At 65.6% G+C, this 22,280-nt stretch carries 22 protein-coding genes; 5 read left to right on the forward strand and 17 right to left on the reverse strand.

The window, feature by feature from the left end; all coding sequences use genetic code 11:
* Window position 1: 1 nt before the first annotated feature.
* Window positions 2–856, reverse strand: a complete 855-nt coding sequence (locus ACO07K_RS06905) for an SDR family oxidoreductase (protein WP_422035169.1) — start codon at window positions 854–856, stop codon at window positions 2–4.
* Window positions 857–937: 81 nt separating this feature from the next.
* On the opposite strand from ACO07K_RS06905, the gene ACO07K_RS06910 reads away from it, so the two are divergent.
* Window positions 938–2,380 carry an amidase gene (locus tag ACO07K_RS06910; RefSeq protein WP_422035170.1) on the forward strand — a complete coding sequence of 481 codons (1,443 nt, stop codon included), beginning with the start codon at window positions 938–940 and terminating at the stop codon, window positions 2,378–2,380.
* Window positions 2,381–2,390: 10 nt separating this feature from the next.
* Here ACO07K_RS06910 and ACO07K_RS06915 read toward each other — a convergent pair whose 3' ends face one another.
* The 8 genes from ACO07K_RS06915 to ACO07K_RS06950 form a co-directional block, all read right to left on the reverse strand.
* A complete protein-coding gene (locus tag ACO07K_RS06915) occupies window positions 2,391–3,362 on the reverse strand; it encodes a Bug family tripartite tricarboxylate transporter substrate binding protein (protein ID WP_422035171.1) in 972 nt (323 codons plus the stop codon).
* A gap of 84 nt (window positions 3,363–3,446) precedes the next feature.
* Entirely contained in the window at window positions 3,447–3,944 is a 498-nt protein-coding gene (locus ACO07K_RS06920; RefSeq protein ID WP_422035172.1) for a hypothetical protein, read from the reverse strand.
* A 143-nt stretch (window positions 3,945–4,087) separates the two neighbouring features.
* Window positions 4,088–5,953: an acetyl/propionyl/methylcrotonyl-CoA carboxylase subunit alpha gene (locus ACO07K_RS06925; RefSeq protein WP_422035173.1), complete on the reverse strand. Its 1,866-nt coding sequence runs from the start codon at window positions 5,951–5,953 to the stop codon at window positions 4,088–4,090.
* Window positions 5,953–6,771, reverse strand: coding sequence for an enoyl-CoA hydratase/isomerase family protein (locus ACO07K_RS06930; protein ID WP_422035174.1), 819 nt, complete (start codon window positions 6,769–6,771; stop codon window positions 5,953–5,955). The genes ACO07K_RS06925 and ACO07K_RS06930 overlap by 1 nt, the downstream gene beginning before the upstream one ends.
* Window positions 6,772–6,914: 143 nt before the next feature.
* The gene (locus ACO07K_RS06935) at window positions 6,915–8,075 is read right to left on the reverse strand and encodes an acyl-CoA dehydrogenase family protein (RefSeq protein WP_422035175.1); all 1,161 of its coding nucleotides are present in this window, start codon (window positions 8,073–8,075) and stop codon (window positions 6,915–6,917) included.
* A 9-nt stretch (window positions 8,076–8,084) separates the two neighbouring features.
* Window positions 8,085–9,245, reverse strand: a complete 1,161-nt coding sequence (locus ACO07K_RS06940) for an acyl-CoA dehydrogenase family protein (protein ID WP_422035176.1) — start codon at window positions 9,243–9,245, stop codon at window positions 8,085–8,087.
* A gap of 16 nt (window positions 9,246–9,261) precedes the next feature.
* Entirely contained in the window at window positions 9,262–10,878 is a 1,617-nt protein-coding gene (locus ACO07K_RS06945) for an acyl-CoA carboxylase subunit beta (protein WP_422035177.1), read from the reverse strand.
* Between the two features lie 7 nt (window positions 10,879–10,885).
* The gene (locus ACO07K_RS06950) at window positions 10,886–11,737 is read right to left on the reverse strand and encodes an SDR family oxidoreductase (protein WP_422035179.1); all 852 of its coding nucleotides are present in this window, start codon (window positions 11,735–11,737) and stop codon (window positions 10,886–10,888) included.
* Window positions 11,738–11,836: 99 nt separating this feature from the next.
* On the opposite strand from ACO07K_RS06950, the gene ACO07K_RS06955 reads away from it, so the two are divergent.
* Window positions 11,837–12,133 (forward strand): SCP2 sterol-binding domain-containing protein, encoded by a 297-nt coding sequence (locus ACO07K_RS06955; RefSeq protein WP_422035180.1) that lies wholly within the window; start codon window positions 11,837–11,839, stop codon window positions 12,131–12,133.
* Window positions 12,134–12,227: 94 nt separating this feature from the next.
* Here the strand turns inward: ACO07K_RS06955 and ACO07K_RS06960 are convergent, their stop codons facing one another.
* Window positions 12,228–12,761, reverse strand: coding sequence for a CGNR zinc finger domain-containing protein (locus ACO07K_RS06960; RefSeq protein WP_422035181.1), 534 nt, complete (start codon window positions 12,759–12,761; stop codon window positions 12,228–12,230).
* 94 nt (window positions 12,762–12,855) lie between these two features.
* Here ACO07K_RS06960 and ACO07K_RS06965 point away from each other — a divergent pair, with 94 nt between their 5' ends.
* On the forward strand, window positions 12,856–13,227 hold the full coding sequence (locus ACO07K_RS06965; protein WP_422035182.1) for a VOC family protein: 372 nt from the start codon (window positions 12,856–12,858) through the stop codon (window positions 13,225–13,227).
* Window positions 13,228–13,444: 217 nt separating this feature from the next.
* Complete coding sequence (locus ACO07K_RS06970) at window positions 13,445–13,840, forward strand: GFA family protein (protein ID WP_422035183.1); 396 nt, start codon at window positions 13,445–13,447, stop codon at window positions 13,838–13,840.
* A gap of 10 nt (window positions 13,841–13,850) precedes the next feature.
* Here the strand turns inward: ACO07K_RS06970 and ACO07K_RS06975 are convergent, their stop codons facing one another.
* The 7 genes from ACO07K_RS06975 to ACO07K_RS07005 form a co-directional block, all read right to left on the reverse strand.
* Entirely contained in the window at window positions 13,851–14,630 is a 780-nt protein-coding gene (locus ACO07K_RS06975) for an ABC transporter ATP-binding protein (RefSeq protein ID WP_422035184.1), read from the reverse strand.
* Entirely contained in the window at window positions 14,623–15,483 is an 861-nt protein-coding gene (locus ACO07K_RS06980) for an ABC transporter permease (protein WP_422035185.1), read from the reverse strand. Before ACO07K_RS06980 ends, ACO07K_RS06975 begins: the two co-directional genes overlap by 8 nt.
* 26 nt (window positions 15,484–15,509) lie before the next feature.
* Window positions 15,510–16,469, reverse strand: coding sequence for an ABC transporter substrate-binding protein (locus ACO07K_RS06985; RefSeq protein ID WP_422035186.1), 960 nt, complete (start codon window positions 16,467–16,469; stop codon window positions 15,510–15,512).
* A 107-nt stretch (window positions 16,470–16,576) separates the two neighbouring features.
* Entirely contained in the window at window positions 16,577–18,175 is a 1,599-nt protein-coding gene (locus ACO07K_RS06990; protein ID WP_422035187.1) for a gamma-glutamyltransferase family protein, read from the reverse strand.
* A 13-nt stretch (window positions 18,176–18,188) separates the two neighbouring features.
* Window positions 18,189–18,851 carry a hypothetical protein gene (locus tag ACO07K_RS06995; RefSeq protein ID WP_422035188.1) on the reverse strand — a complete coding sequence of 221 codons (663 nt, stop codon included), beginning with the start codon at window positions 18,849–18,851 and terminating at the stop codon, window positions 18,189–18,191.
* Between the two features lie 37 nt (window positions 18,852–18,888).
* Window positions 18,889–20,613, reverse strand: coding sequence for a long-chain-fatty-acid--CoA ligase (locus ACO07K_RS07000; protein ID WP_422035189.1), 1,725 nt, complete (start codon window positions 20,611–20,613; stop codon window positions 18,889–18,891).
* 49 nt (window positions 20,614–20,662) lie between these two features.
* Window positions 20,663–21,412, reverse strand: coding sequence for a GNAT family N-acetyltransferase (locus tag ACO07K_RS07005; RefSeq protein WP_422035190.1), 750 nt, complete (start codon window positions 21,410–21,412; stop codon window positions 20,663–20,665).
* A gap of 69 nt (window positions 21,413–21,481) precedes the next feature.
* On the opposite strand from ACO07K_RS07005, the gene ACO07K_RS07010 reads away from it, so the two are divergent.
* Entirely contained in the window at window positions 21,482–22,273 is a 792-nt protein-coding gene (locus ACO07K_RS07010; protein WP_422035191.1) for a DUF2272 domain-containing protein, read from the forward strand.
* Window positions 22,274–22,280 lie beyond the last annotated feature (7 nt).

The raw sequence follows: 22,280 nt of genomic DNA on the forward strand, positions 1-22,280 counted from the left end.
GCTAGGCCTTGCCGACGACGGTGCGCGCGCCGGGGGCGGGCACGAAGAAGTCGGGCATCAGCGGGGTGCCGGGCGAGACGGCGTACTGGTCGAAATCGGTGACGCCCTCCGCGGCCAGCACCTCGTCATCGATGAAGAAGTTGCCTGTGCAGTCGCGCGACGGGCGGCTGAAGATTGCGTGCGCGGCATCGGCCATGATCTCAGGCTTGCGGCACTGCTTCATGCCTTCCTCGCCGCCCAGGATGTTCTGGATGGCGGCGGTTGCGATGGCGGTGCGCGGCCACAGGCAGTTGAAGGCGACGCCCTTGTCCTTGAACTCTTCAGCCATCGCCCAGGCGAAAACCGACATGCCGTACTTGGCGAGCGTGTAGGCCGCGTGATTGGCGAACCACTTGACGTCGAAGTCGAGCGGCGGCGACAGGTTCAGCACGTGCGGGTTGGCGGCCTTCAGCAGGTGCGGGATGCACTTCTGCGAGACCATGAAGGTGCCGCGCGCATTGATCTGGTGCATCAGGTCGTAACGCTTCATCGGCGTGGCGAGCGTGCCGGTCAGGCTGATGGCGCTGGCATTGTTCACCAGGATATCGATGCCGCCGAACTTCGCGACGGTCTCGGCCACGGCCTTGTCGACGCTCTGCTCGTCGCGGATGTCGCAGGCGAGCGGCAGCGCCTTGCCACCGGCCTTCTCGATCTCCTCCGCCGCGGTGAAGATCGTGCCGGGCAGGCGCGGGTCAGGCGTCACCGTCTTCGCGGCGATGGCGATGTTGGCGCCGTCGCGCGCGGCCCTCAACGCGATGGCCAGTCCGATGCCCCGGCTTCCGCCGGTCACGAACAGTGTTTTGCTAGCCAAGCTCATGGCGTCCCCAAGAAATCTTCGGGCTCTATAGCCGGGCGGGGGCAGCGGCGGCTAGTGTCGCGGCACTCAAGGGAGGCATGCATGAATCCGTGCTTCGAAACGGCGACGCGACTTGCACGCGCCATACGAAACGGACGGTTGAGCTCGGTGGAGGCGACCCAGGCGCATCTCGATCGGATCGCGCGTGTGAACGGGCCGCTCAAGGCGCTGGTTCTGGTCGACGAGGCGGGCGCCATGAAGGCCGCCCGCGCCGCCGATCGTGCGCGCGGCAAAGGCAAGGACCTCGCGGCACTGCACGGTGTGCCGATCACGATCAAGGAAGCGTTCGACGTAGCCGGCCTGAAGACGACCTCGAGCCATCCGCCGCTCGCGGACAACGTCGCCCGCGAGGATGCGAGCGTCGTCGCGCGGTTGCGGGCGGCGGGCGCCGTGATCCTGGGCAAGACCAATGTGCCGGAACTCTGCGCAGATTTTCAGACGGACAGCCCGATCTTCGGCACGACACTCAATCCGTGGGATGAAACCCGGACGCCGGGCGGCTCCACGGGCGGTGGCGGCGTCGCGGTGGCGACCCGCCTGTCGCCACTGGAGATCGGCAGCGACATCGGCGGTTCAGTGCGCAATCCCGCGCACTTCAACGGCATCTTCTCGCTGAAGCCCACCGAGTGGCGCGTGCCGGGCCGTGGGCATGTGCCGGACCTTCCGGGGACGACGCGAAGTACCCGCTACATGGGCACGTTCGGGCCGCTGGCGCGTTCGATCGACGATCTCGAGCTGGCGCTGCGCATCATCGCCGGGCCGGACGGCTACGAGACCGAGGCGGCGCCCGTGCCGCTGGGGCCGACACCCAAAATCGCGGCCAAGGGCCTGCGCATTGCCGTCCTGACGAGCAATCCACTGGTGCCGGTGTCGGCCGCTACGGCGTCGGTCGTCGAGGCGACGGCGAGGCTGCTGTCGAAAGCCGGCGCGCGGGTGAAGCAGGCCCAGCCCGAAGGCCTCGACTGGCAGCAGGGCTGGGACGACTGGTCGGACCTGTTCCAGTACATGATCCAGAGCGAAAAGCCGCTTGCCGAGCGCGAGCGGCATTTCGACAGGCTCGAGTCACCCGATCCGACCAGGCGATCCGTCGCCCGCGCCGCGCGTCTCAGCATGGCCCAGTTCTTCGCCGTGCTCGACCGGCGGGACCGCATCGTGCGTCAGTGCGAGACCTTCCTCGACGACTACGATGCCTGGCTGATGCCCGTGATGCCGGATGCGGCCTTCGTCCGCCAGTCGCAGAAACTGCCGCTCAAGGTCGACGGCGTCGAGCACCCGTATTTCTTCGCCGGCACCGCCTACAACTTCCTGGCCAACCTGACGGGCCAACCGTCCATCGTGCTGCCCTGCGGCTTCTCGAACGAGGGGCTGCCGATCGGCCTGCAGCTCACCGGCAAGCGCTGGGGCGAGGCGAAGCTGCTCGGCATCGCGAAGGTGCTGGAGAAGCTCCTGCCCCCATGCCCGGTGCCGCCTTCCTTCGCGTCGTGAGGGGCGCGCCTCACTCCACCTTTACGCCGGCCTTGTCGATGATCGGCTTCCATTTGGCGAACTCCGCCTTCTGGTAGGCGCCGAACGCGTCGGCTTTCATCTGCTCGGGCGTCGGGATGTCCTGGCCGAGATTCTCGAGCTTGCTGCGGATCTCCGGGTCCTGCAGGGCCTTGATGGCGGCTGCGTTGAGCTTCTCGACGATCTCCTTGGGCGTGCCCTTGGGGGCCCAGAGCCCGTGCCAGATCGCGACCTCGATGCCGGGGAAGCCCGCTTCGGCGGTCGTCGGGATATCGGGCGCCGCGGCGGTGCGCTGCCTGGCGGTGACGGCGTAGACCTTGAGTTTGCCGGCGCGGATGTGCGGCAGCGAATTCGACGACTGGTCGATCATGACCTGGATCTGGTTGGCGATCAGGTCCTGCACGGCGGGGCCGGTGCCGCGATAGGGCACGAGCTGGTAGTTGGTGCCGGTCACCGCGAAGAAGGCCAGCGCGCCGATATGCGAACCGGAACCAAGTCCGGCCGTGCCGCCCGAGATCTTGTCGGCGTTGGCCTTGAGATAGGCCACGAGCTCCTTGAGGTCCTTGGCCGGTACCTGGTTCGAGGTCACCACCAGCAATGGGTTGGAGGGCAGAAGGGCGATCGGCTCGAGATCGTTGATCAGATCGTAGTTCAGGTTCTTGTAGATCGCGCCGTTCACGACGTTGGTGCCGAGATGGCCGATGCCGATCGTGTAGCCGTCCGGCGCCGAACGGGCGAGCTTGCCCATGGCAATGGAGCCGGCCGCGCCCGTGACGTTGTCGATCACCATCTGCTGGCCAAGCTCCTTGGCCATGCGCTCGCCGACGATGCGCGCCATGACGTCGGTCGGGCCCCCGGCGGCGAAGGGCACGATCAGGTTGATGGGTTTGTTCGGATAAGCCTGACCGAAGGCGGGCCCCGCGGCAGCCACGGCCATCAAGGCGAGGGCAACTCTACGCAGCATGGCAATTCCTCCCAGAACTTCTCTTGTTGGGAGGAGCCTAGCGTCACAACTCGTTCAATGCCATCCTAGCAAGGGAGCTTACGACTAGGAAAAGATGCACCCTGGAAAGGCATTGCGAGGCACCGTGAAGCTGCCGATGCTGGTCTTCTTCTGTCCGGGCGCGTTCATGTATACGCGGAACTGCTTGCCTGATGGGACGGTCACTAGCAGAGTATATTGGTCTTCCGGGGCGCCTTTTTTTGCTTCGCGCGTCGCGATTAAGTCTTCTAGCTCTCTATGGGAAATACAGCAGATCTGACGGGCTTCGACGCAAACGAGGCCAATAAACACTTTATCTGACTTCTGCTCGAGCGCCTTAAGCATCTGAAGGTGATGCTTGTGGAAGGTGAAGACATACTCGCTGTGAGCTTTGTTAGGCTTCGAAGCATATTTGAGGTGAATTGCGACGCTCTGATTTACTTGAAAGGTATTTTCTTGGACCACACCCTTCAGTTTCGCTGAATTGATAGCCGTGAACTCGGGGTGCTCTGCAATCTGAATCAGTGCAGCGCCATGGTACATGTGGTCATCGTCAATCTTCATGGATAGTTGCTCTCCCCTATGGCAGTTTTAACTCTGACATACACCTTATAGTAGTGCAAATGCTCATGGTGCGCGTAAGGGACTTGGAAAGTCCGAGGTCGGCAATTCGGCATCACAACCTCTTGGGGTGATGAGCGTTGAGTTCAAACTGAGCCAATGCAGGGGCCCATCGTCGCGAGCACGGTCCGGTTCGAGACCTGCTGGCCTTCCTGGACGGAGATCGCTTCGATTCTCGCGTCGAGCGCCGCCTTGAGCTGATGCTGGATTTTCATGGCCTCCAGCACGATCAGCGTCTGGCCACGGCTGACCTTTTCGCCCGGCATGACCTGGATCGACACGATGCGGCCGTCCATGGGCGCGCGCAGCTTGCCGTCGCTGCCGGCTGCCGCCGTTTCGGGCGGGGCGTAGGTTCTGTCGGTGAACCGGACGGTGAGCGCATCGATATCGAGGATGACGTCGTTGCCGTCGATGTGGAACGGAGCCTCGACGGGATCGGGTTCGCGGACCTGCACCAAGCGCTCCGCGCCGCCTGCCGCCAGCCGGATCGGCGTCGGCTCGGGGTTCGAGTTGCGCCAGCCGCGCATCGACGGGGGGTACTTCTTCGCCGAGGCCTGCCACAGCAGGTTTGCCGCGGCGGTCCAATGCGCGTCGCTGATCGCCGGGGCGGCGAACTCGTGCGTGGTCAGGAAGGCGGTCGTGGCCTCGCCGGCCGCGAAGTCCGGATGCTCCAGCAGGCGGATCAGGAAATGCCGGTTGGTGGTCGGTCCGAGCACGACCGTTTCGGCAAGGGCGCGGACGAGGCGCACCCTTGCTTCCTCGCGCGTGGCGCCGTGGGCAATCACCTTGGCGATCATCGGATCGTAGTAGGGCGAGATCGCCAGCCCATCCTTCATGCCGTGATCGATGCGGACGCTAGGGCCGGTCGCCGGACGCCAGACGTCGATGCGTCCGGTCTGCGGCAGGAAGCCGGCATAGGCGTCCTCGGCGTACAGGCGCACCTCAATGGCGTGGCCGGTGAACGTCACCTGCTCCTGGCGCAGCGGCAGGTGCTCGCCGCGCGCGACGCGGAGCTGCCATTCGACCAGGTCGAGGCCGGTTATGGCTTCGGTCACCGGATGCTCGACCTGCAGCCGGGTGTTCATCTCCAGGAAATAGAAGGCGCCGTCGGCCCCCAGGAGGAACTCGACCGTGCCGGCGCCGCGATAGTCGATCGCCCGCGCGGCGGCCACGGCCGCGGCGCCCATGCGGTCGCGAAGGGTAGCATCGACGGCGGGCGAGGGCGCTTCCTCGATCACCTTCTGATGCCGGCGCTGCACCGAGCAGTCGCGCTCGCCGAGATGAATGACGTCGCCGTGGGCATCGGCAAAGACCTGGATCTCGACATGCCGCGCATCGACGACGGCCTTCTCGAGGATCAGCTCACCCGAGCCAAAGGCGCTCTCTGCCTCCGTGCGGGCGGTCCGGATCCCCTCCAGCAGGTCGCTCTCGTCCTGGACGAGACGCATGCCGCGCCCGCCGCCGCCGGCCGCGGCCTTGACCATGACCGGCAGGCCGATCTTGCGCATTTCGGCTTCGAGGTTGGCGTCTCTCTGGTCGGCGCCCTGGTAGCCCGGCACGCAGGGCACGCCAGCGTCGATCATGCGCCGCTTGGCGGCCGCCTTGTTGCCCATCGCGGCGATGGCCGCCGGCGGAGGCCCGATGAAGGTGAGGCCGGCCTTTTCGCAGGCCGCCGCGAAGGCCTCGTTCTCCGACAGGAAACCGTAACCGGGATGGATCGCGTCGGCACCGCTCCTGTGCGCGGCCTCCAGGATGCGATCGATACTGAGATAGCTTTCGCCCACGGGAGACGGGCCGATACGCACCGCCTCGTCGGCGAAGGCGACGTGCGGCGCGTCCCTGTCGGCATCGGAATAGACCGCGACCGTGCGATAGCCCATCGCCTTCGCGGTCCGCATCACCCGCCAGGCAATCTCGCCGCGGTTGGCGACCAGGATCTTGGAGAAGGTCATCACTCGATGGCCCAACGCGGCGGCCGCTTCTCGGCGAAGGCGCGCAGTCCCTCGGACGCCTCGGGGCCGCGCCGTGCCTCGGCGAACTTGTCGGCGGCGAAGTCGAGCACGGCCGACAGCGGCTCGGTCCCGACCTTCATCACCACCTGTTTGGTGAGCGCGTTGGCGATGGGCGCGCACTTGTCGATCTGCTTCAGCACCTCTTCCAGCTTGGCATCAAGGGCGGCCGAGTCGGCCACCAGATAGTGGGCGATGCCGAGCCGCAGCGCCTCGGGGCCCTTGAAGCGCGCCGCCGTGAGGGCCAGGTGCCGCGTCTGCGGCACGCCGATGCGCTGTGCGACGAAGGGCGCGATCTGGGCCGGCACGATGCCGATGGCCGTCTCGCTCATGGCAAAGCCCGCGCCCTCGGTGCAGATCGCCACGTCGGAGACACAGAGGATGCCGAAGCCGCCGGCGATGGCGTAGCCCTCGACCGCCGCCACGACCACCTGCGGCGTGCCGTTCAGCATCTCGAGAAACGCGCCGAACTGGCGGTTCCAGACGGCGATCGGATCCTTCTCGCCGGGCTTGGGCTTGTCGGTGAAGCTCTGCTCCATGTTCTTGAGGTCGGCGCCGGCGCAGAAAGTGCCGCCCGCGCCGCGCAGGATCACGACCTTGATGTCGCGACGCTCGCGCAGGATGCCGAACACCGACTTCAGCTCTTCGATCAGCGTCGGATTGAGCGCATTCTTCACCTCGGGCCGGTTGAGCGTCACGTAGAGACGCGAGCGCTCGCGACGGAGGAGGAGGGCTTCGTACGTGTCGGCGAATTCAGTCATTACAAACTCCTCCGTGGCGCACGTCCGTTACCGCGCCACGCATTGTCATCCCGAGCGCAGCGAGGGACCCTTGTGCTGAAGCAGTAAAGGTCCCTCGCTGCGCTCGGGATGACAGTGTTGTTGCTGCGACGGCAGTGCGCAATTTATCGATTCTCCAAACGCGGCAGGGTGCCCATGTGCTTGGAGATGATCTGCAGCATCACTTCGTCGGCGCCGCCGCCGATCGAGGCGAGGCGCGAGTCGCGGAAGGCGCGGGCCGTGGGCGATTCCCACAGGTAACCGGCGCCGCCCCAGTATTGCAGGCAGCCGTCGGTCACCAGGCGCACCATGCGGCCGGCCTTCAGCTTGGCCATCGAGGCCAGCATCGTGACATCGGTGCCGTCGAGATACTCCTCGCAGGCCCGGTAGCAGAGCGAGCGCACCAGCTCGATCTCGGTGCGCAGCTCAGCCAGCTTGAAATGGATCACCTGATTGTCGAGCAGGGGCCGGCCGAACACCTTGCGCTCGCGGGTGTACTCGATGGTCTGGTCGATCAGCCGCTCCATGCCGACGACGGCGCTGATCGCGCCCCACAGCCGCTCCTCCTGGAACTGCTGCATCTGGTAGATGAAGCCCATGCCCTCCTGGCCGATCAGGTTCCGCACCGGCACCTTCACCTCGTCGAGGAAGATCTGCGCGGTGTCGGAGGAGCGCATGCCGAGCTTGTCGAGCTGCTTCACGACCTGGACGCCCTTGGTCTTCATCGGCAGGCAGATCAGCGACTTGTTCTTGTGCATCGGGCCTTCACCGGTGCTGGCCAGCAGGCACATCCAGTCGGCCTGCGTGCCGTTGGTGGTCCACATCTTGCCGCCGTTGATCACCCAGTCGCCGCCGACACGGCGCGCCGTCGTCTTGATCGAGGCGACGTCGGAGCCGGCGCCGACCTCGGAGACGCCGAGGCAGGCCACATAGTCGCCGGCGATCGAGGGGCTGAGAAAATCCCGGCGCAGCTCGTCGCTGCCGTGACGGGCCAGCGCCGGCGTCGCCATGTCGGTCTGAACGCCGATCGCCATCGGCACCGAGCCGCAATGGATGTGACCCAGCTCCTCGGCCATCACCATGGCGTAGGAATAATCGAGGCCCATGCCGCCGAATTCGGTAGCCTTGTTGATGCCGAGCAGGCCGGCGTTGCCCAGCTTCTTGAAGACCTCGTGGGCGGGGAAGATGCCGGCCTCTTCCCACTGGTCCACATGCGGATTGATGTCCCGCTCGATGATCGCCCGTAAAGTGCGGCGGATCTCGTCATGTTCCTGGGTGAACTGCATGGCGGGCTCCTAGCGATTGCCCAGCCGAGGGAGCGTGCCCATCAGCTTGGAGATGATCTGCAGCATGACCTCGTCGGCGCCGCCGCCGATCGAGCCGAGGCGGCCGTCGCGGTAGCCGCGGGCGACCGGATTGTCCCAGAGATAGCCGGCGCCGCCCCAGTATTGCAGGCAGGCGTCGGAGACCTCGCGGCGCAGGCGGCCGGCCTTCAGCTTGCCCATCGAGGCCAGCATGGTGACGTCCTTGCCGGCGAGATAGTCCTCGCAGGCGCGGTACACGATGGAGCGCAGCGCCTCGACCTCGCTCTTGAGTTCGGCCAGGCGGAAATGGATCACCTGGTTGTCCAGCAGCGGCTTGCCGAAGACCTTGCGTTCGCGCGTGTACTCGATGGTGGCGTCGATCAGCCGCTCACACGTGTTGAGCGAGCCCGCCCCGGCCCACAGCCGCTCCTCCTGGAACTGCTGCATCTGATAGGTGAAGCCCATGCCGGGCTGGCCGATCGTGTAGCGCACCGGCACCTTCACCTCGTCGAAGAAGGTCTGGACGGTGTCGGAGGCGCGCATGCCGAGCTTGTCGAGCTTCTTGGCGATCTCGATGCCCTTGGTCTTCATGGGCACGACGATCAGCGACTTGTTCTTGTGGGCGGGTCCGTCGTCGGTGCTGGCCAGTAGGCACATCCAGTCGGCTTGGGCGCCGTTGGTCGTCCACATCTTGCCGCCGTTGATTACCCAGTCGCCGCCGACCCTCCGCGCCGTGGTCTTGATCGAGGCGACGTCGGATCCGGCGCCGGTCTCCGAGACGCCGAGGCAGGCCACGTAGTCGCCGGTGATCGAGGGGCTGAGGAATTCCTTCCGCAGCTCATCGCTGCCGTAACGGGCGAGGGCGGGCGTCGCCATCGAGATCTGCACGCCGGTGGCCATGGGGATCGAGCCGCCATTCACCCAGCCCAGCGATTCGGCGCAGACCATGGCATAGGAGAAGTCGAGGCCCGAGCCGCCGAACTCGACGGGCTTGTCGACGCCGAGAAGACCGGCATCGCCCATCTTCTTGAAGAGTTCATGGGCCGGGAACTGGCCGTCCTTCTCCCACTGGTCGACATGCGGATTGATCTCGCGATCGATCAGCGTCTTCCAGGTCTGGCGCAGCGCCTCGTGCTCGGGGGTGAACTTCATTGCTTACATCCTCGCCCTACATACGGGCCACGCCGAAGGAGATGGGATTGAGCGGTCGCACGATCGATTCGCGGGCGATCGACAAAGTGAAGGCCAGGACCCGGCGTGTGTCGCGCGGATCGATGATGGCGTCGTCCCACAGGTGGGCGGTGCCGTAGAGGGCGGTCGATTCGCGCTCGAACTGGTCGACGATGCCCTTGAACATCTTGTCGATCTGCTCCCGGGGCGGCTCCTTGCCCTCGCGCAGGAATTTCTGCTCGGTCACGGTCTTCATGACACCGGCCGCCTGCTCGCCGCCCATCACGGCGGTGCGGCTGTTGGGCCAGGCGAAGATGAAGCGCGGGTCGAAGGCGCGGCCGCACATGCCGTAGTTCCCGGCGCCGAAGCTGCCGCCGATCACGATGGTGATCTGCGGCACGGTCGCGTTGGCGACCGCCTGGATCATCTTAGAGCCGTGCTTGACGATGCCGCCGCGCTCGCTCTCGGTGCCGACCATGTAGCCGGTCGTGTTCTGCAGGTAGACGATGGGCGTGCCCTGCTGGCAGCAGAGCTGGATGAACTGGGCCGCCTTGACGGCGCCCTTGGCGGTGATCGGGCCGTTGTTGCCGATCAGCGCCACCGGCTCGCCCTCGATGGCGGCCCAGCCACAGATCGTCTGCTGGTCGAACAGCGCCTTGAACTCGAGGAAGTCCGACCCGTCGACGAGGCGCGCGATCACCTCGCGCACGTCGTAGGGATCCTTGTGCGACGGCGGAACGACGCCGCACAGCTCCTCGACGTCGTAGAGCGGCTCCTTGAACGTCCGCTCCGCGCGCGGCGGCAGGCGGTCGTTCCAGTGCCATTTGGCGATCACGTCGCGCGCCATGCGGATGCCGTCGGCGTCGTTCTCGGCCATCCATTCGGCGACGCCGGAGACGGTGGCGTGCATCTCCGCACCCCCCAGCTCCTCGTCGGTCGCGATCTCGCCGGTCGCGGCCTTGAGCAGCGGCGGCCCGGCCAGGAACACCTTGGCCTGGTTGCGCACCATGATGACGTAGTCGGAGAGGCCCGGCAGATAGGCGCCGCCCGCCGTCGAGGAGCCATGGACCACGGTGACCTGCGGGATACCGCGGGCCGACATGCGCGCCTGGTTGGCGAAGCCGCGGCCGCCGGGCACGAAGATCTCGGCCTGGTAGAGCAGGTTGGCGCCGCCGGATTCCACCAGGTTCACGACCGGCAGCTTGTTCTCCATGACGATCTGCTGGACCCTCTGGCCCTTGCGCTGGCCGGAGGGCGCCACGGTGCCGCCCTTGATGGCGCTGTTCGAGGCCGTCACGACGCAGCGCACGCCCTCGACATAGCCGATGCCCGCGACCGAGCCGCCGCCGGCGCTAGACCCGTCCTTGTCGTCGTGCATGCGGTAGCCGGCGAGCGGCATCAGCTCGAGGAAGGGGGCGCCACGATCCAGCAGCAGCGCGATGCGTTCGCGTGGCATCAACTGCTTGCGCTTGGCGAAGCGCTCGCGCGATGTCTCGGAGGCCGCCTGGACGCTGGCTTCGGCCTCGCGGAATTCGGCGATGGCGGCGAGCATGCGTTCGCGGTTCTGCTTGAACTCGTCGCTGTTGCGATCGACCTGGCTCTCGAGGATCGGCATGTCGTCCTCAGCCGCCCAGGACCTTGGGCGTCGTGGCGAGATGGAAGCCGTCGAACGGCTTCGATCTGTCCGTGGCCGGCAGGTCGACCGAGCGGTTGGCGAGCGGCACGCCGCCGTCGATGCGGATCTCCGTGCCGGTGATGTAGGCCGAGGCGTCGCTCAGCAGGAAACAGACGGCGGCGGAGACTTCGCTTTCGGTGCCGAGACGGCCCAGCGGGCAGTAGCCCTTGAGCTTGGGGATCTGTTCCTTGAAGTCGCCGGTATAGGTGTCCATGCCCGAGGAGGCGATCCAGCCGGGCGCCACCGAGTTCACGCGCACGCCGGCCGCCGCCCATTCGAAGGCCAGCGTCATGGTGAGGTTCGCCATGCCGGCGCGCGCAGCCATGTTGGGGAAGCCGTTGCGGTAGTCCGCCGTCATGTTGACGATCGAGCCGCCGTGGTTCTGCATCGACTGCGTGAACACCTCGCGGCTCACGATGAAACCGCCCGTCAGGTTGTTGCGCACCACCACGTCGAAGCCCTTGGCGCTGAGCGATGCCGCGGGGGAGGGGAACTGGCCGCCGGCATTATTGAACAGGCCGTGGATGCGGCCGTTCTTCGCGACGATCGCGGCGACCGCTTCCTTGACCTGGGCTTCCTCGCGGATGTCGAAGATATGCGTCTCGCAGCTGCCGCCTGCTGTCTCGATCTCGGCCTTCACCGTGTCGAGCTTTTCCTGTTTGCGGCCGGTGATGACCACATGGGCGCCCAGCGCTGCGATCTCGTGCGCCGTGCAACGGCCGATGCCGCTGCCGCCGCCGGTCACCATGACGGTCCGGCCCTCAAACAGTCCCGGTTTGAAGACCGAGCTATAGGTCATGTTTCCTCCGATTGAACGACCGTTTACCGGCCTGTAGTTGACGTTTACGTAAAGGTCAAGTAATCCCCCCGGACCATTGCCGACGGGAGGAACACGCTCATGACCTTGCAGGAAATCACCGCGAAAATGAAGGAAGGCGCTTCGAAGAAGTCGGCCTTCGGCAGCAGCGTCAAGTTCGCCACGGATCAGGGCGTCGTTCTTATCGACGGCAACCAGAATCCGCCCAGCGTCACCAACGACGACACGGCCGCCGACTGCACCATCAAGATGGACTTCAGCGACTTCGCCGACCTGATCGAGGGCAAGCTCGACGGCATGAGCGCGTTCATGACCGGCAAGCTCAAGATCGAAGGCGACATGGGCGTCGCCATGAAGCTCCAGTCGATCCTGCGTTAAGCGCTCCGCGCTTAACGCAGGTGGGCGACAGCGCCTTCTGAGGCTCGAAAGCCCACGCCGCAGTAACAAGGGCCCCTTCTTTGGGGCCCTTTTTCTATGCCTGTTTGGCCTTGTGGTAATGGCGCTTGGCCTTGGCGCGGTTGCCGCAGGACGACATGGTGCACCAGCGCCGTTTTCCGGCCCGGCTTTCGTCGAGAAACAGGTAGAGGCAGTCCGGGTTGGCGCAGCGCCGGACCTTGTCCAGCTTGGCGCTCGCCAGCAGGTCACCCGCCGACCACAGGACGGGCGCGAGGAGGGCCAGCGCCGTGCCCGATCGCATGTCGACCTCCCAGTCGAACGTCTCCTTGCCGCGCTTCAGGACCGTACGTGACGGCGCCCCGGCCAACGCCGCATTCAGACCCTCGAAATCGCGGGCCGCGGGCGCCTTGCCCTGGGCCACGGCGTCGAACAGGCGATGGATCGTCTCGCGCAGCTCGAGCGCGCGCTCGAACTCTTTGGGGGCGGGAGGCTTCGGCGCCTTGGCCCAGGCTGCCAGATCCGCCGGCGTTTTCAGCGTCTCCGTAGGGGAGTCCTGGCCACGCCAGTAACGCGTGTTGGCGAAGTCGAGGCAGAGGTCCGGGCGATTCATCGATGGGACTTACTAACCGGTTGTCCGGTTGACAAGGAACGCGTGTCCGAATAACCATATGACCGGTTATATAGTTATAAAGGAGGGAATTGCCATGTTCGACCATGTGTCCATCGGCGTCGCCGACATCGCCCGCACCCGGAAGTTCTATGACGCCGCGCTGGAGCCACTCGGTTATGCGCGCCTGAGCGACGGCGAGACCTCGCTGGGCTACGGTGAGAAGGAAGTCGGCCTGTGGATCGGCAAGGCGGCGAAGCCTGTGAAGGCCGACATGGAATCCGGCCTGCATTTCTGCTTCGTTGCGAAGGATCGGAAGTCGGTCGACGCGTTCCATGCAGCGGCGCTCAAGAGCGGCGGCAGCGACAACGGCAAGCCAGGCCTTCGTCCGGACTACAGCGCGACCTACTATGCGGCCTTCGTGATCGACCCTGATGGCTATCGGATCGAGGCCTATTGCGGGAAGTGAGGTCCGGCGTCCCGGTCACGACCAAGGCTATCGCATGTGACCTGAACCGCAGTTGAAGTACACTTTTCAAGAAGGCGAAAGGTCCCTCACTGCGTTCGGGATGACAATTTTTCTGGGATTGGCGCCGTGCGTCGATGCAGAAAACGCTGTCATCCCGAACGCAGTGAGGGACCTTTGTCTCACATGCGATAGCCCTACGGTCACGACGGAGGTGGCGATGCTGAAAGGCGGTTGTTTCTGCGGGGCCGTCCGCTACGAGGCCGGCGGTACGCCGTGGCATGCGACGCTGTGCCACTGCTCGATCTGCCGCCGGACCAGTGGCGCGCCGATCGTGGCGTGGTTCACCGTCAAGGCCGGCCACTTCCGGATCGTTGCCGGCGAGCCGGCGCGCTTCCGATCCTCCGGGTCTGCGACGCGAAGCTTCTGCGGGGCGTGCGGCACCGCGCTCGCCTTCCAGTCCGACGACCATGCCGACGAGGTCGACGTGACGACCTGCTCGCTCGACGATCCCGAACGGGCACCGCCGAAATCCCACACATGGCGGGCGTCAGGCCTGTCGTGGGTGAAGAGCGCCGACGGCCTCCCGGCCTACCCGGAGAAGCGTCCGGATTAGGGCCGGCCGGTCAGGCCGCCTTCTTGCCGTGATGGCTGTGCAGCTTGGCGCTCAGCACGCGGCGGATGGCATTGAATTCAGGGCTGGCCACGTCGCGCGGCCGCGGAAGATCCAGCATGTTATCGCTTTCGATGCGGCCGGGGCCGGGTGTCATCACCACCACGCGGTTGGCCAGCAGGATCGCTTCCTCGACCGCGTGAGTGACGAACACGACGGTGAGCTTGGTGCGCTCCCAGATGTCCAGAAGCTCGTCCTGCAGCCGTTCCCGCGTCATGGCATCGAGGGCGCCGAACGGCTCGTCCATCAGCACCAGCTCGGCATCGTTGGCGAGAACGCGGGCGATGGCCACGCGCTGCTTCATGCCGCCCGAGAGCTGGTGCGGATAGGCGTTGGCGAACTTGGCGAGGCCCACCAGGTCGATGAACTTGTCGACGATCTGCTTCACCTCGGCGGCGCCCAGGCCGCGCGCGGCCGGGCCGAAGCCGATATTGGCGCGCACGCTCAGCCACGGAAACAGCGCGTAGTCCTGGAAGACCATGCCGCGCGACGGATCCGGCCCGACGATCGGGCGGCCCCACATGAGCGCCTCTCCCGATGAAGGCTGGTCGAAACCGGCCATGATGCGGAGCAGGGTGGACTTGCCGCAGCCCGAGGCGCCGATCAGGCAGATGAACTCGCCCTTGTTGATCGAGAGGTTGGCGCCCGAGAGCGCATGGATCGTCTGGTCCTGTAGCTGAAAGACCTTGGACACGCCCTTGATCTCGACGATGGGAGTGGCGGACTCAGCCATGATGGTTGGGGCTCCAGCGCAGAAGGTAGTTGCCGAGCGCCACGACGACGCGGTCGGACAGGTAGCCCGCGAGCCCGATCACGATCATGCCGCAAATCACCAGTTCGGTGCGCGACAGGGTGCGGCCGTCCATGATCACGGCGCCCAGCCCCTCCGGCACGCCGGTCATCTCGCCGACGACGATGACGAACCAGGCGAGGCCGAGGCCGAGCCGCAGGCCGGTGAAGATCGACGGCGTCGCAGCCGGCAGCACCACCTTGTAGAACTGGGCGTTGCCGCGGCAGCCCAGCATCGAGGCGGCCTCGAACAGCTTGGGATCGACCGAGCGCACGCCGAAGATCGTGTTGAGCAGGATCGGGTAGAAGGCGCCCAGGCAGACCAACGCGAAAGCCGACTTGGCGCCCAGCCCGAACAGGATCATCGACAGCGGTAGCCAGGCCGTGACCGGGATGGGCCGCATCACCTGCAGGAAGGGATCGAGCAGCATGCGCGCGCTCGGCACCCGGCCGATCAGGATGCCGATCGGCAGGGCGAAGAGGGCAGCCAGCGCAAAGCCGCCATAGACGCGGCTCATCGAGGCCAGAAGGTGGGTGGTCAATGTTGCGGAGTAGGCGTCGTCGTAGATGCCGCCCACGGCGAAATCGATCATGTACTCGCCGACCGCGTAGGGAGTCGGGATCAGCCGGGTCCATTGCTGGGTGGTCGCCACCTGCCAGAAGGCAAGCAGCAGCAGCGGCACGATCAGCGCAAGCACCGTCGGCTTGAGGCGCGCCCATGTCGAGCGCGCGGCTCTGCGCGGCACGACGGCGGCCGGTTCCGCCGTCGCAACCGGTCCTGTTTCGACGATCGCCATGATGCGCTCCGCAGCCTCCGCTTCGTCTAGCTGGCGATCTCGTTCGAGAACTTGGGATTGAGGAAGACGTCGAACTTCGGCAGGGCGCGGATCTGCTTCAGCTCCAGCATGTGCTGGGCATAGGTCTTGGCCTGGCCCTGCACCTTGTCGTCGAGTTTCCACACATATTCGACATTGTCGGCGCCCAGCGCCTGCTCGACCGCGGCGCGGTTGGCACCGAGCTTCTGGACCGTCATCTCGACCACGGCCGGCTTGTTGGCCGACATGAACTCCACCGCCTGACGGTGGATCTTCAGCATGGTGCGGATCATGTCCGGGTTCTTGGTGACGGTCTCCTCGTTGGTGCCGATGATCATGTTGAGACCGCCCATGGCCGTGCCGTAGGGGTACTCGACGAGCTGACCCACGCCGGACGTAATGGACAGGGCCGGACCCGGTTCGGCGCCGACATAGGCATCGATGTCGCCACGCGCGAGCATGGCCGGCATCTCGCCGAACGGGACGCGGACCGAGGTGATGTCCTTCGGCGTGAGACCCTCCATGCGCATGCGCTCGAAGATGAAGACCTCCTGCGTCGAGCCCGGCCAGATGCCGACCTTCTTGCCCTTGAGATCCTTGATCGTCTTGACGTCGGAGCCGGCCTTGGAGATCACGCCCATGCCCCGGTTCGACATCGCGCCCACGACGACCACTGGCTCGCCGGCGGCGGCGCCCAGGATGCCGGCGGCGATGCCGAACGTGCCGAGATCCACCGACTTGGTGACCACGGCGTTCTTGCAGTCGGTCGGGCTGTCGAAGGTGATGATCTCGATCTTCAGGCCGGGAGGCGCGAACTGCGCGTAGAAGTGCGGCGGCATCGAATGAACGAGGCGCAGAGCGCCCATCTTGACCGTCTGGCCGGCTTGCGCGCGTAGAATGGACGGCGCGGCCAGGGTTCCCACGGCAGCAAGGCTGGCCCCGGCCAGCAGACGACGACGATTGATCATTAAAATGCCTCCCAAGCAGTTCCCTTGGGAGGCAACAAGCGTGCCAAGTCTCATGTTCCTCTCCGCCCCGCGTAGCGGGGGAGAGGACATATGAGAACGGCTGGTCCTTAGAACCCGACAGCAGCGCCGTCGCGGCGGCTCTCGGAGGCGCCGAGATAGGGGCCGCCGTCGGGGAAGCGCCAGATGATCTGGCTCGAGCCGAAGGCGAAGCTCGGCCAGCCGGTGCGGGTGATCTTGTGGCCGCGCTCCTCGAGGCCGGTCGCCGTCGCCGCGGGGAAGTGATCCTCGGTCCAGACGGTGCCGTCGGTCTCGTGCACGCGCCAGCGGCCCGCATCGATCGCGGCCTGCGGGTTCTGGCCGTAATCGACGATGCGCGAGAAGACCTGCATGTGGCCCTGCGGCTGCATGGCGCCGCCCATCAGGCCGAAGGTCGCGACCGGCTTTCCGTCCTTGGTGATGAAGGCCGGGATGATCGTATGGAACGGCCGCTTCTTGGGGCCGACCTCGTTGGGATGGCCCTTCTTGGTGACGAAGCCGGTGGCGCGGTTCTGCAGCGCGATGCCCGTGCCGGGGACCACGACGCCCGAGCCGAAGCCGGTGTAGTTCGACTGGATCAGCGACACCATCATGCCGGACTCGTCGGCGGTGCCGAGATAGATCGTGCCGCTTTCCTTGGGCGTGCCGGGGCCGAAATCCTGCGCCTTCTTCGGATCGATCAGCTTGGCGCGGCTCTTCAGGTAGCCCTTGTCGAGCATCTGCGCCGGCGTCACTTCCATGAAGCGCGGGTCGGCCACGTAGCGATAGATGTCGGCGAAGGCGAGCTTCATCGCCTCGATGCGCAGATGCGCGACCTCGGGACCATCCGGGTCGCGGCCGGCCAGTTCGAAGTTCTCGAGGATGCCCAGCGCCATGCAGGCGGCGATGCCCTGGCCCGACGGCGGGATCTCGTGCAGCGTCGTGCCGCGATAGGTGAGGCCGATCGGATCGATCCAGTCGGGCTTGTGCTCGGCCAGGTCTTCCTTGCGCAGCGCGCCGCCGGTTTCGCGGGCGTACTTGTCCATCATCTCGGCGAGTTCGCCGCGATAGAAGGCCTCGCCCTTGCTCTCGGCGATCATGGTCAGCGTCCTGGCCTGGTCGGGGAACTTCCAGAGTTCGCCCGGCTGCGGCGCGCGGCCGTTCGGCAGGAACGCCTTCACCCAGCTCTCCTGGCCCTTCAGCCGGTCGATGGCGCTCTCCCACTGGCGTGCCACCATGTAGGAGACGCGGAAACCGTCATGGGCGTACTTGATGCCGGGCTCGAACAGGTCGGCGAAGGGCAGTTTGCCATAGCGCTTGTGCAGTTCCATCCAGAGCGACACCGCGCCCGGCGTGGTGACGCTGCCCCAGCCGACATTGGGCATGTTGGCCTGACCCTCATAGCGATCGGGGGTCATCAGCGCCGGCGAATGGCCCGAAGCGTTGAGGCCGACCAGGTTCGTGCCGTCCCACAGGATGCAGAAAGCGTCCGCGCCGATGCCGTTCATCGTCGGCTCGACGACCGTGATGGCGACGGCGGCCGCGATCGCGGCGTCGACGGCGTTTCCGCCCTTGGCCAGCATGCGCAGGCCGGCGGTGGCCGCGAGATGCTGCGAGGAGGCCACCATGTTCGAGGCGAAGACCGGCAGTTTCTTGGACGCGTAGGGAAACTCATACGAAAAAGACGGCACCTCGAAATCCTTTCTACTTCTTCGAAGCCTGGAGGGCCTCGATGCGCGCCACGAAGCGTGGCGTCTGCAGGAACTGGCGATGATCCGAGGCGGTCTTGCCGAACAGACGGGAGAGATCGAGCACGCCGGAGCCTGCAATCTCGCCCATCCGGCCGGAAAGCGTCACCCTTTCGCCAAGCCGCACGGTTTTTAGCGCCGCGACGGCCGGTTCGGAAAGGCCCGGTGGCGGCGTGGCACGCGATCGTGTGGAGAAAAAGTCGGTGACCGTGCCGGCAAAGGCCAGCGCCCAGTCGTTGAACGCGTAGAGCGAAACCTGCCGGCCGATGTCGACCGTGACCGCCGCGGTCTGGGCGTTTCCTTCGATCTTGGTCAGCGTCCCGCACCAGTCGCTGAAGGCCCCGACCTTGTCGGCCAGCGCAATGCTCTGGCGGGCGGCTTCCTCGACCCGCAGCGGGTTGTTGGAGGCGAGGGCGGGTTTCGCGAGTTCCTGGAGTCCGTCCAAGAACGCCTTCTGCGCCGGATTGCGCTCATGGCAGGGCCGGTCGAAGCATCCGGTCAGCACGAGGCTGGCGCCGCCGACCAGGACAGTCCGTCTGCAAACGTCCTCTCCGCCCGCGGCAGCGGGAGGAGAGGAAGGGGCCCCGCGCGTTAGCGTGGGGGAGGTGAGGTGGGTCATGCGCCGCATCACCCCTCACTTTACCTCAATATGAGGATCACGCCGCCTTCGACTGCGCCTTGGCCCGCTCTTCTTCCTTGAGTTCCTTCTTGGAGAGCTTGCCGACCGGGGTCTTGGGCAGTTCGGCGCGGATCTCGAGGGCGACCGGCATCTCATGCTTGCCGATCTTGCCCTCGAGATGCTTCTTCAGCTCCTCGAAGGTGAGCGAGGCGCCCGGCTTCAGCTTGACGAAGACCTTGGGCGCTTCCTGGCGATAGGGGTCGGGGATGCCGATCACGATCACCTCGTCGACCGCCGGATGCTCGTAGACGGCCTCCTCGATCATGCGCGGATAGACGTTGTAGCCCGAGGAGATGATCAGGTCCTTCGAGCGGTCGACGAGGTAGAGCCAGCCGTCGGCGTCCATGTAGCCCATGTCGCCGGTGCGCAGGCCCATCCAGTTGCTCGACGGATGGCGGAACAGCACCTTCTCGGTCTCCTCCGGCTTCTTCCAGTATCCCTTCATGACCTGCGGGCCGATGATGCAGACTTCGCCGACATGCTCCTTGCCGGGCGGCAGCACCTTGTCGCCGTTCTCCATGTCGCGGATTTCGATGATGGTGCCCGGCATCGGCACGCCGCACGAGCCGACCCGGCGCACGCTCTTGTCGACCGGGCAGATCGCACCGGTCGGCGAGGTTTCGGTGAGGCCGTAGCCTTCGATCAGGGTGGCGCCGGTCAGCTTCTCGAAGCTTTGCTGCACCTCGACCGGCAAAGGCGCGCCGCCCGACATGCAGATCTTCAGCGAGCTGAGGTCGAGGCCCTGCGCCTTGGGGTGCTTGTTGATCGCGGTGTAGAGCGTGGGGACGCCGGGCAGGAAGGTCGGTTTCTTCTTGGCGAGATCGCTCACGATCATGTCGATGTCGGGCCGCGGGTAGAGGATCAGCTGGTTGCCGTTGCGCACCGCGCCCAGCATGATTCCCGACAGCGCATAGATATGGAACAGGGGCAGCACGCACACGACCTTCTCGGTGCCCGGTGTCGTGTAGGGCGTCGTCCAGGCCTGACCCTGGCTCATCGCCGCCATGACGCAGCCATGCGTCAGCATCGCCGCCTTCGGCAGGCCGGTCGTGCCGCCGGTGTATTGCAGGATCGCCACCTCGTCCCACAGGTTCTCGCTTTCCGGCTTGTGAGGCGTGTACTTGCCGTCGTTCGCCAACAGGTCCTTGAACGACATGTGCCAGTCGTCGCGCGGCCAGGCCGACAGGTCCTTCTTCTTGGCGATCGGGTAGAGCCAGTTCTTGGGCCACGGCAGGTAATCGGCGATAGATCCCACGATCAGCTTCTTGAGCCGCGTCTTGCCGCGCATCGCCGCCATCTTCGGGTAAAGCGCGGTGACGTCGAGCGTCACCAGGATGTCGGTCTCCGAATCGCCGATCTTGAATTCGAGTTCGCGCGCGGCATCGAGCGGCGAGTAGTTCACGACCCGGCCGCCGGCCTTCAGGATGCCGAAGAAGGCGATGAGGTAGTGCGGCGTATTGGGCAGGTAGAGGCCGACATTGACGCCGGGCTTCACGCCCAGCTTCTGGAAGCCGGCGGCGGCCTGGTCGGAGGCCTGCTTGTAGTCCCGGAACGTCATCACCTTGTCGAGGAAGTCGGTGAAGGGCCGGTCGCCATATTTGGCGCAGCTTTCCTCGAAGCTCTGGTGGATGGTCATCTTCGGGACGTCGAGCTCCCACTTCACGCCCGGCGGATAGCTCTTTTCCCACACATAGTTCGACATTTATGGAGTTCCTCCCTGCATCGACTATGCGAGGCGGGGAGCGGGAGGGTCAAGAAGTCGGCGGGATCAGATACTCGTACTCGTAGACCGTGCGGAAACCCTGCGCCGCGTAGAGCGGCATCGCCGCGGCGTTCGTCGCGACCACCTGCAGGTAGGCGAAGCGCGCGCCCCGTTCCCAGGCCCAGGCGTAGAGGCTCTCGGTGACTCGCCGCGCCAGACCTTGCCGGCGCGCCTCTGGCATCACCAGCACGTCGAACAGGCCCATGTGATCGTCTTCGACGGCGCCGATCGCCATGGCCATGGGCCGGCCCTCATGCTGGACGAAGGCGAAGCCGGCCGGCTGGGCGATGGCCTGCAGCATCCGCTGCATGGTCTCGCGATGCTCCGGCTTGACCGGGCTGTAGGTTGCGAAGGCATCGAGCCAGGCGGGAGTTGGGCTCGCGGCGATCTCGACGCCAGGGTCGGCCTGGAAGCCCTCATGCAGGGGGCAGCGCTGAAGCAGGCTACGCTCGATGGGCTGGTAGCCCCGGGCTTTCAGCCGATCCGCCATTCCGAAGGGGGCCAGCGGCGTGAGACGCCACACGGGCGGCCGGCCACGCTCGCGGACGGGCGCCTCCACGGCTTCGATATCAGCTGAAGCCGTCGGATCTAACGCATTGATCGAGTTGGCTCTTTTCGTATAGCCGCCGGAGAAGCGCAGGTGCCATCCCTGGACGTCCTGGGACTCCAGGGCCGGCCAGCCGTGGAAGGCGAGCCGCTCCAGGCGGCGGACTTCATCCAAATTCTTAAGAGATGACATGGTGCGCGGTCTCTGCTAGTCTAAAGTATAATAATAACACCAAGTTATTTAAAAAACTGTAAGTGACGCATGAAGTCTGACCCCCTCGATGTCGGCTCTCGCGTTTGCTGGCAGCCCGCCGGTTGTTCCTTTTGTTTCCCGACCGGTCTGCGGCTGCCAGCAATCCTTTCGCTCGTCCTGATGCTGGCGCTCGCTTTGGCCGGATGCGGAGGGGGAGGATCCGGCGCCGACGACAAACCGCCCAGCGACAAGGTCGCGTACACCGCCTGGAAAGAATGGACCCGATTTGGCCGGGCCACCGTCGTCTATGGCGGGCAGGCGAACGGCTACACGAACCGTTACGGCATGACCGAGCGCAGCGAGCCGCTCTCCAGCCGCGTGGGCGAATACTGGGCAGCCTGCGGCCGACCGAATTGGAACGGCACGTCGGACAAGCCGTGGTCCGGCGCCTTCGTCACGTGGGTGATGCTGCAGTCTGGCTATGGGGCCTCGCAGTTTCCGCGCGAAGGCCGCCACGGGAGCTATCTGGCGTCGCTCTACGATCGCCAGCGCGCCTCGCGCAGCGCGCCCTTCGTGCTGCATGCTCCGAACGAATATTCGCCGAAGCCGGGCGACCTCGTCTGCTCGGGATCGGCCGGCCCGACCTGGCGCTATGCCGATCCGCGCACCGCTCACCGTCGCATCGACAACACGGCCGCCCATTGCGACATCGTCACGGAAGTGCGCGGCGGCTACATCCACGCGATCGGCGGCAACGTGAAGGACAGCGTGGCGATGAGCCTCTTCCCGGTCGACTCGCGTGGCCGCCTGATGAACGTATCGGGTCGGCCGTGGCTGCTGGTGGTGGAAAAGCGCGGCTAAAATGAAA

It is taken from the genome of Reyranella sp. (genome assembly GCF_965228225.1).
Taxonomy (GTDB): Bacteria; Pseudomonadota; Alphaproteobacteria; order Reyranellales; family Reyranellaceae; genus Reyranella.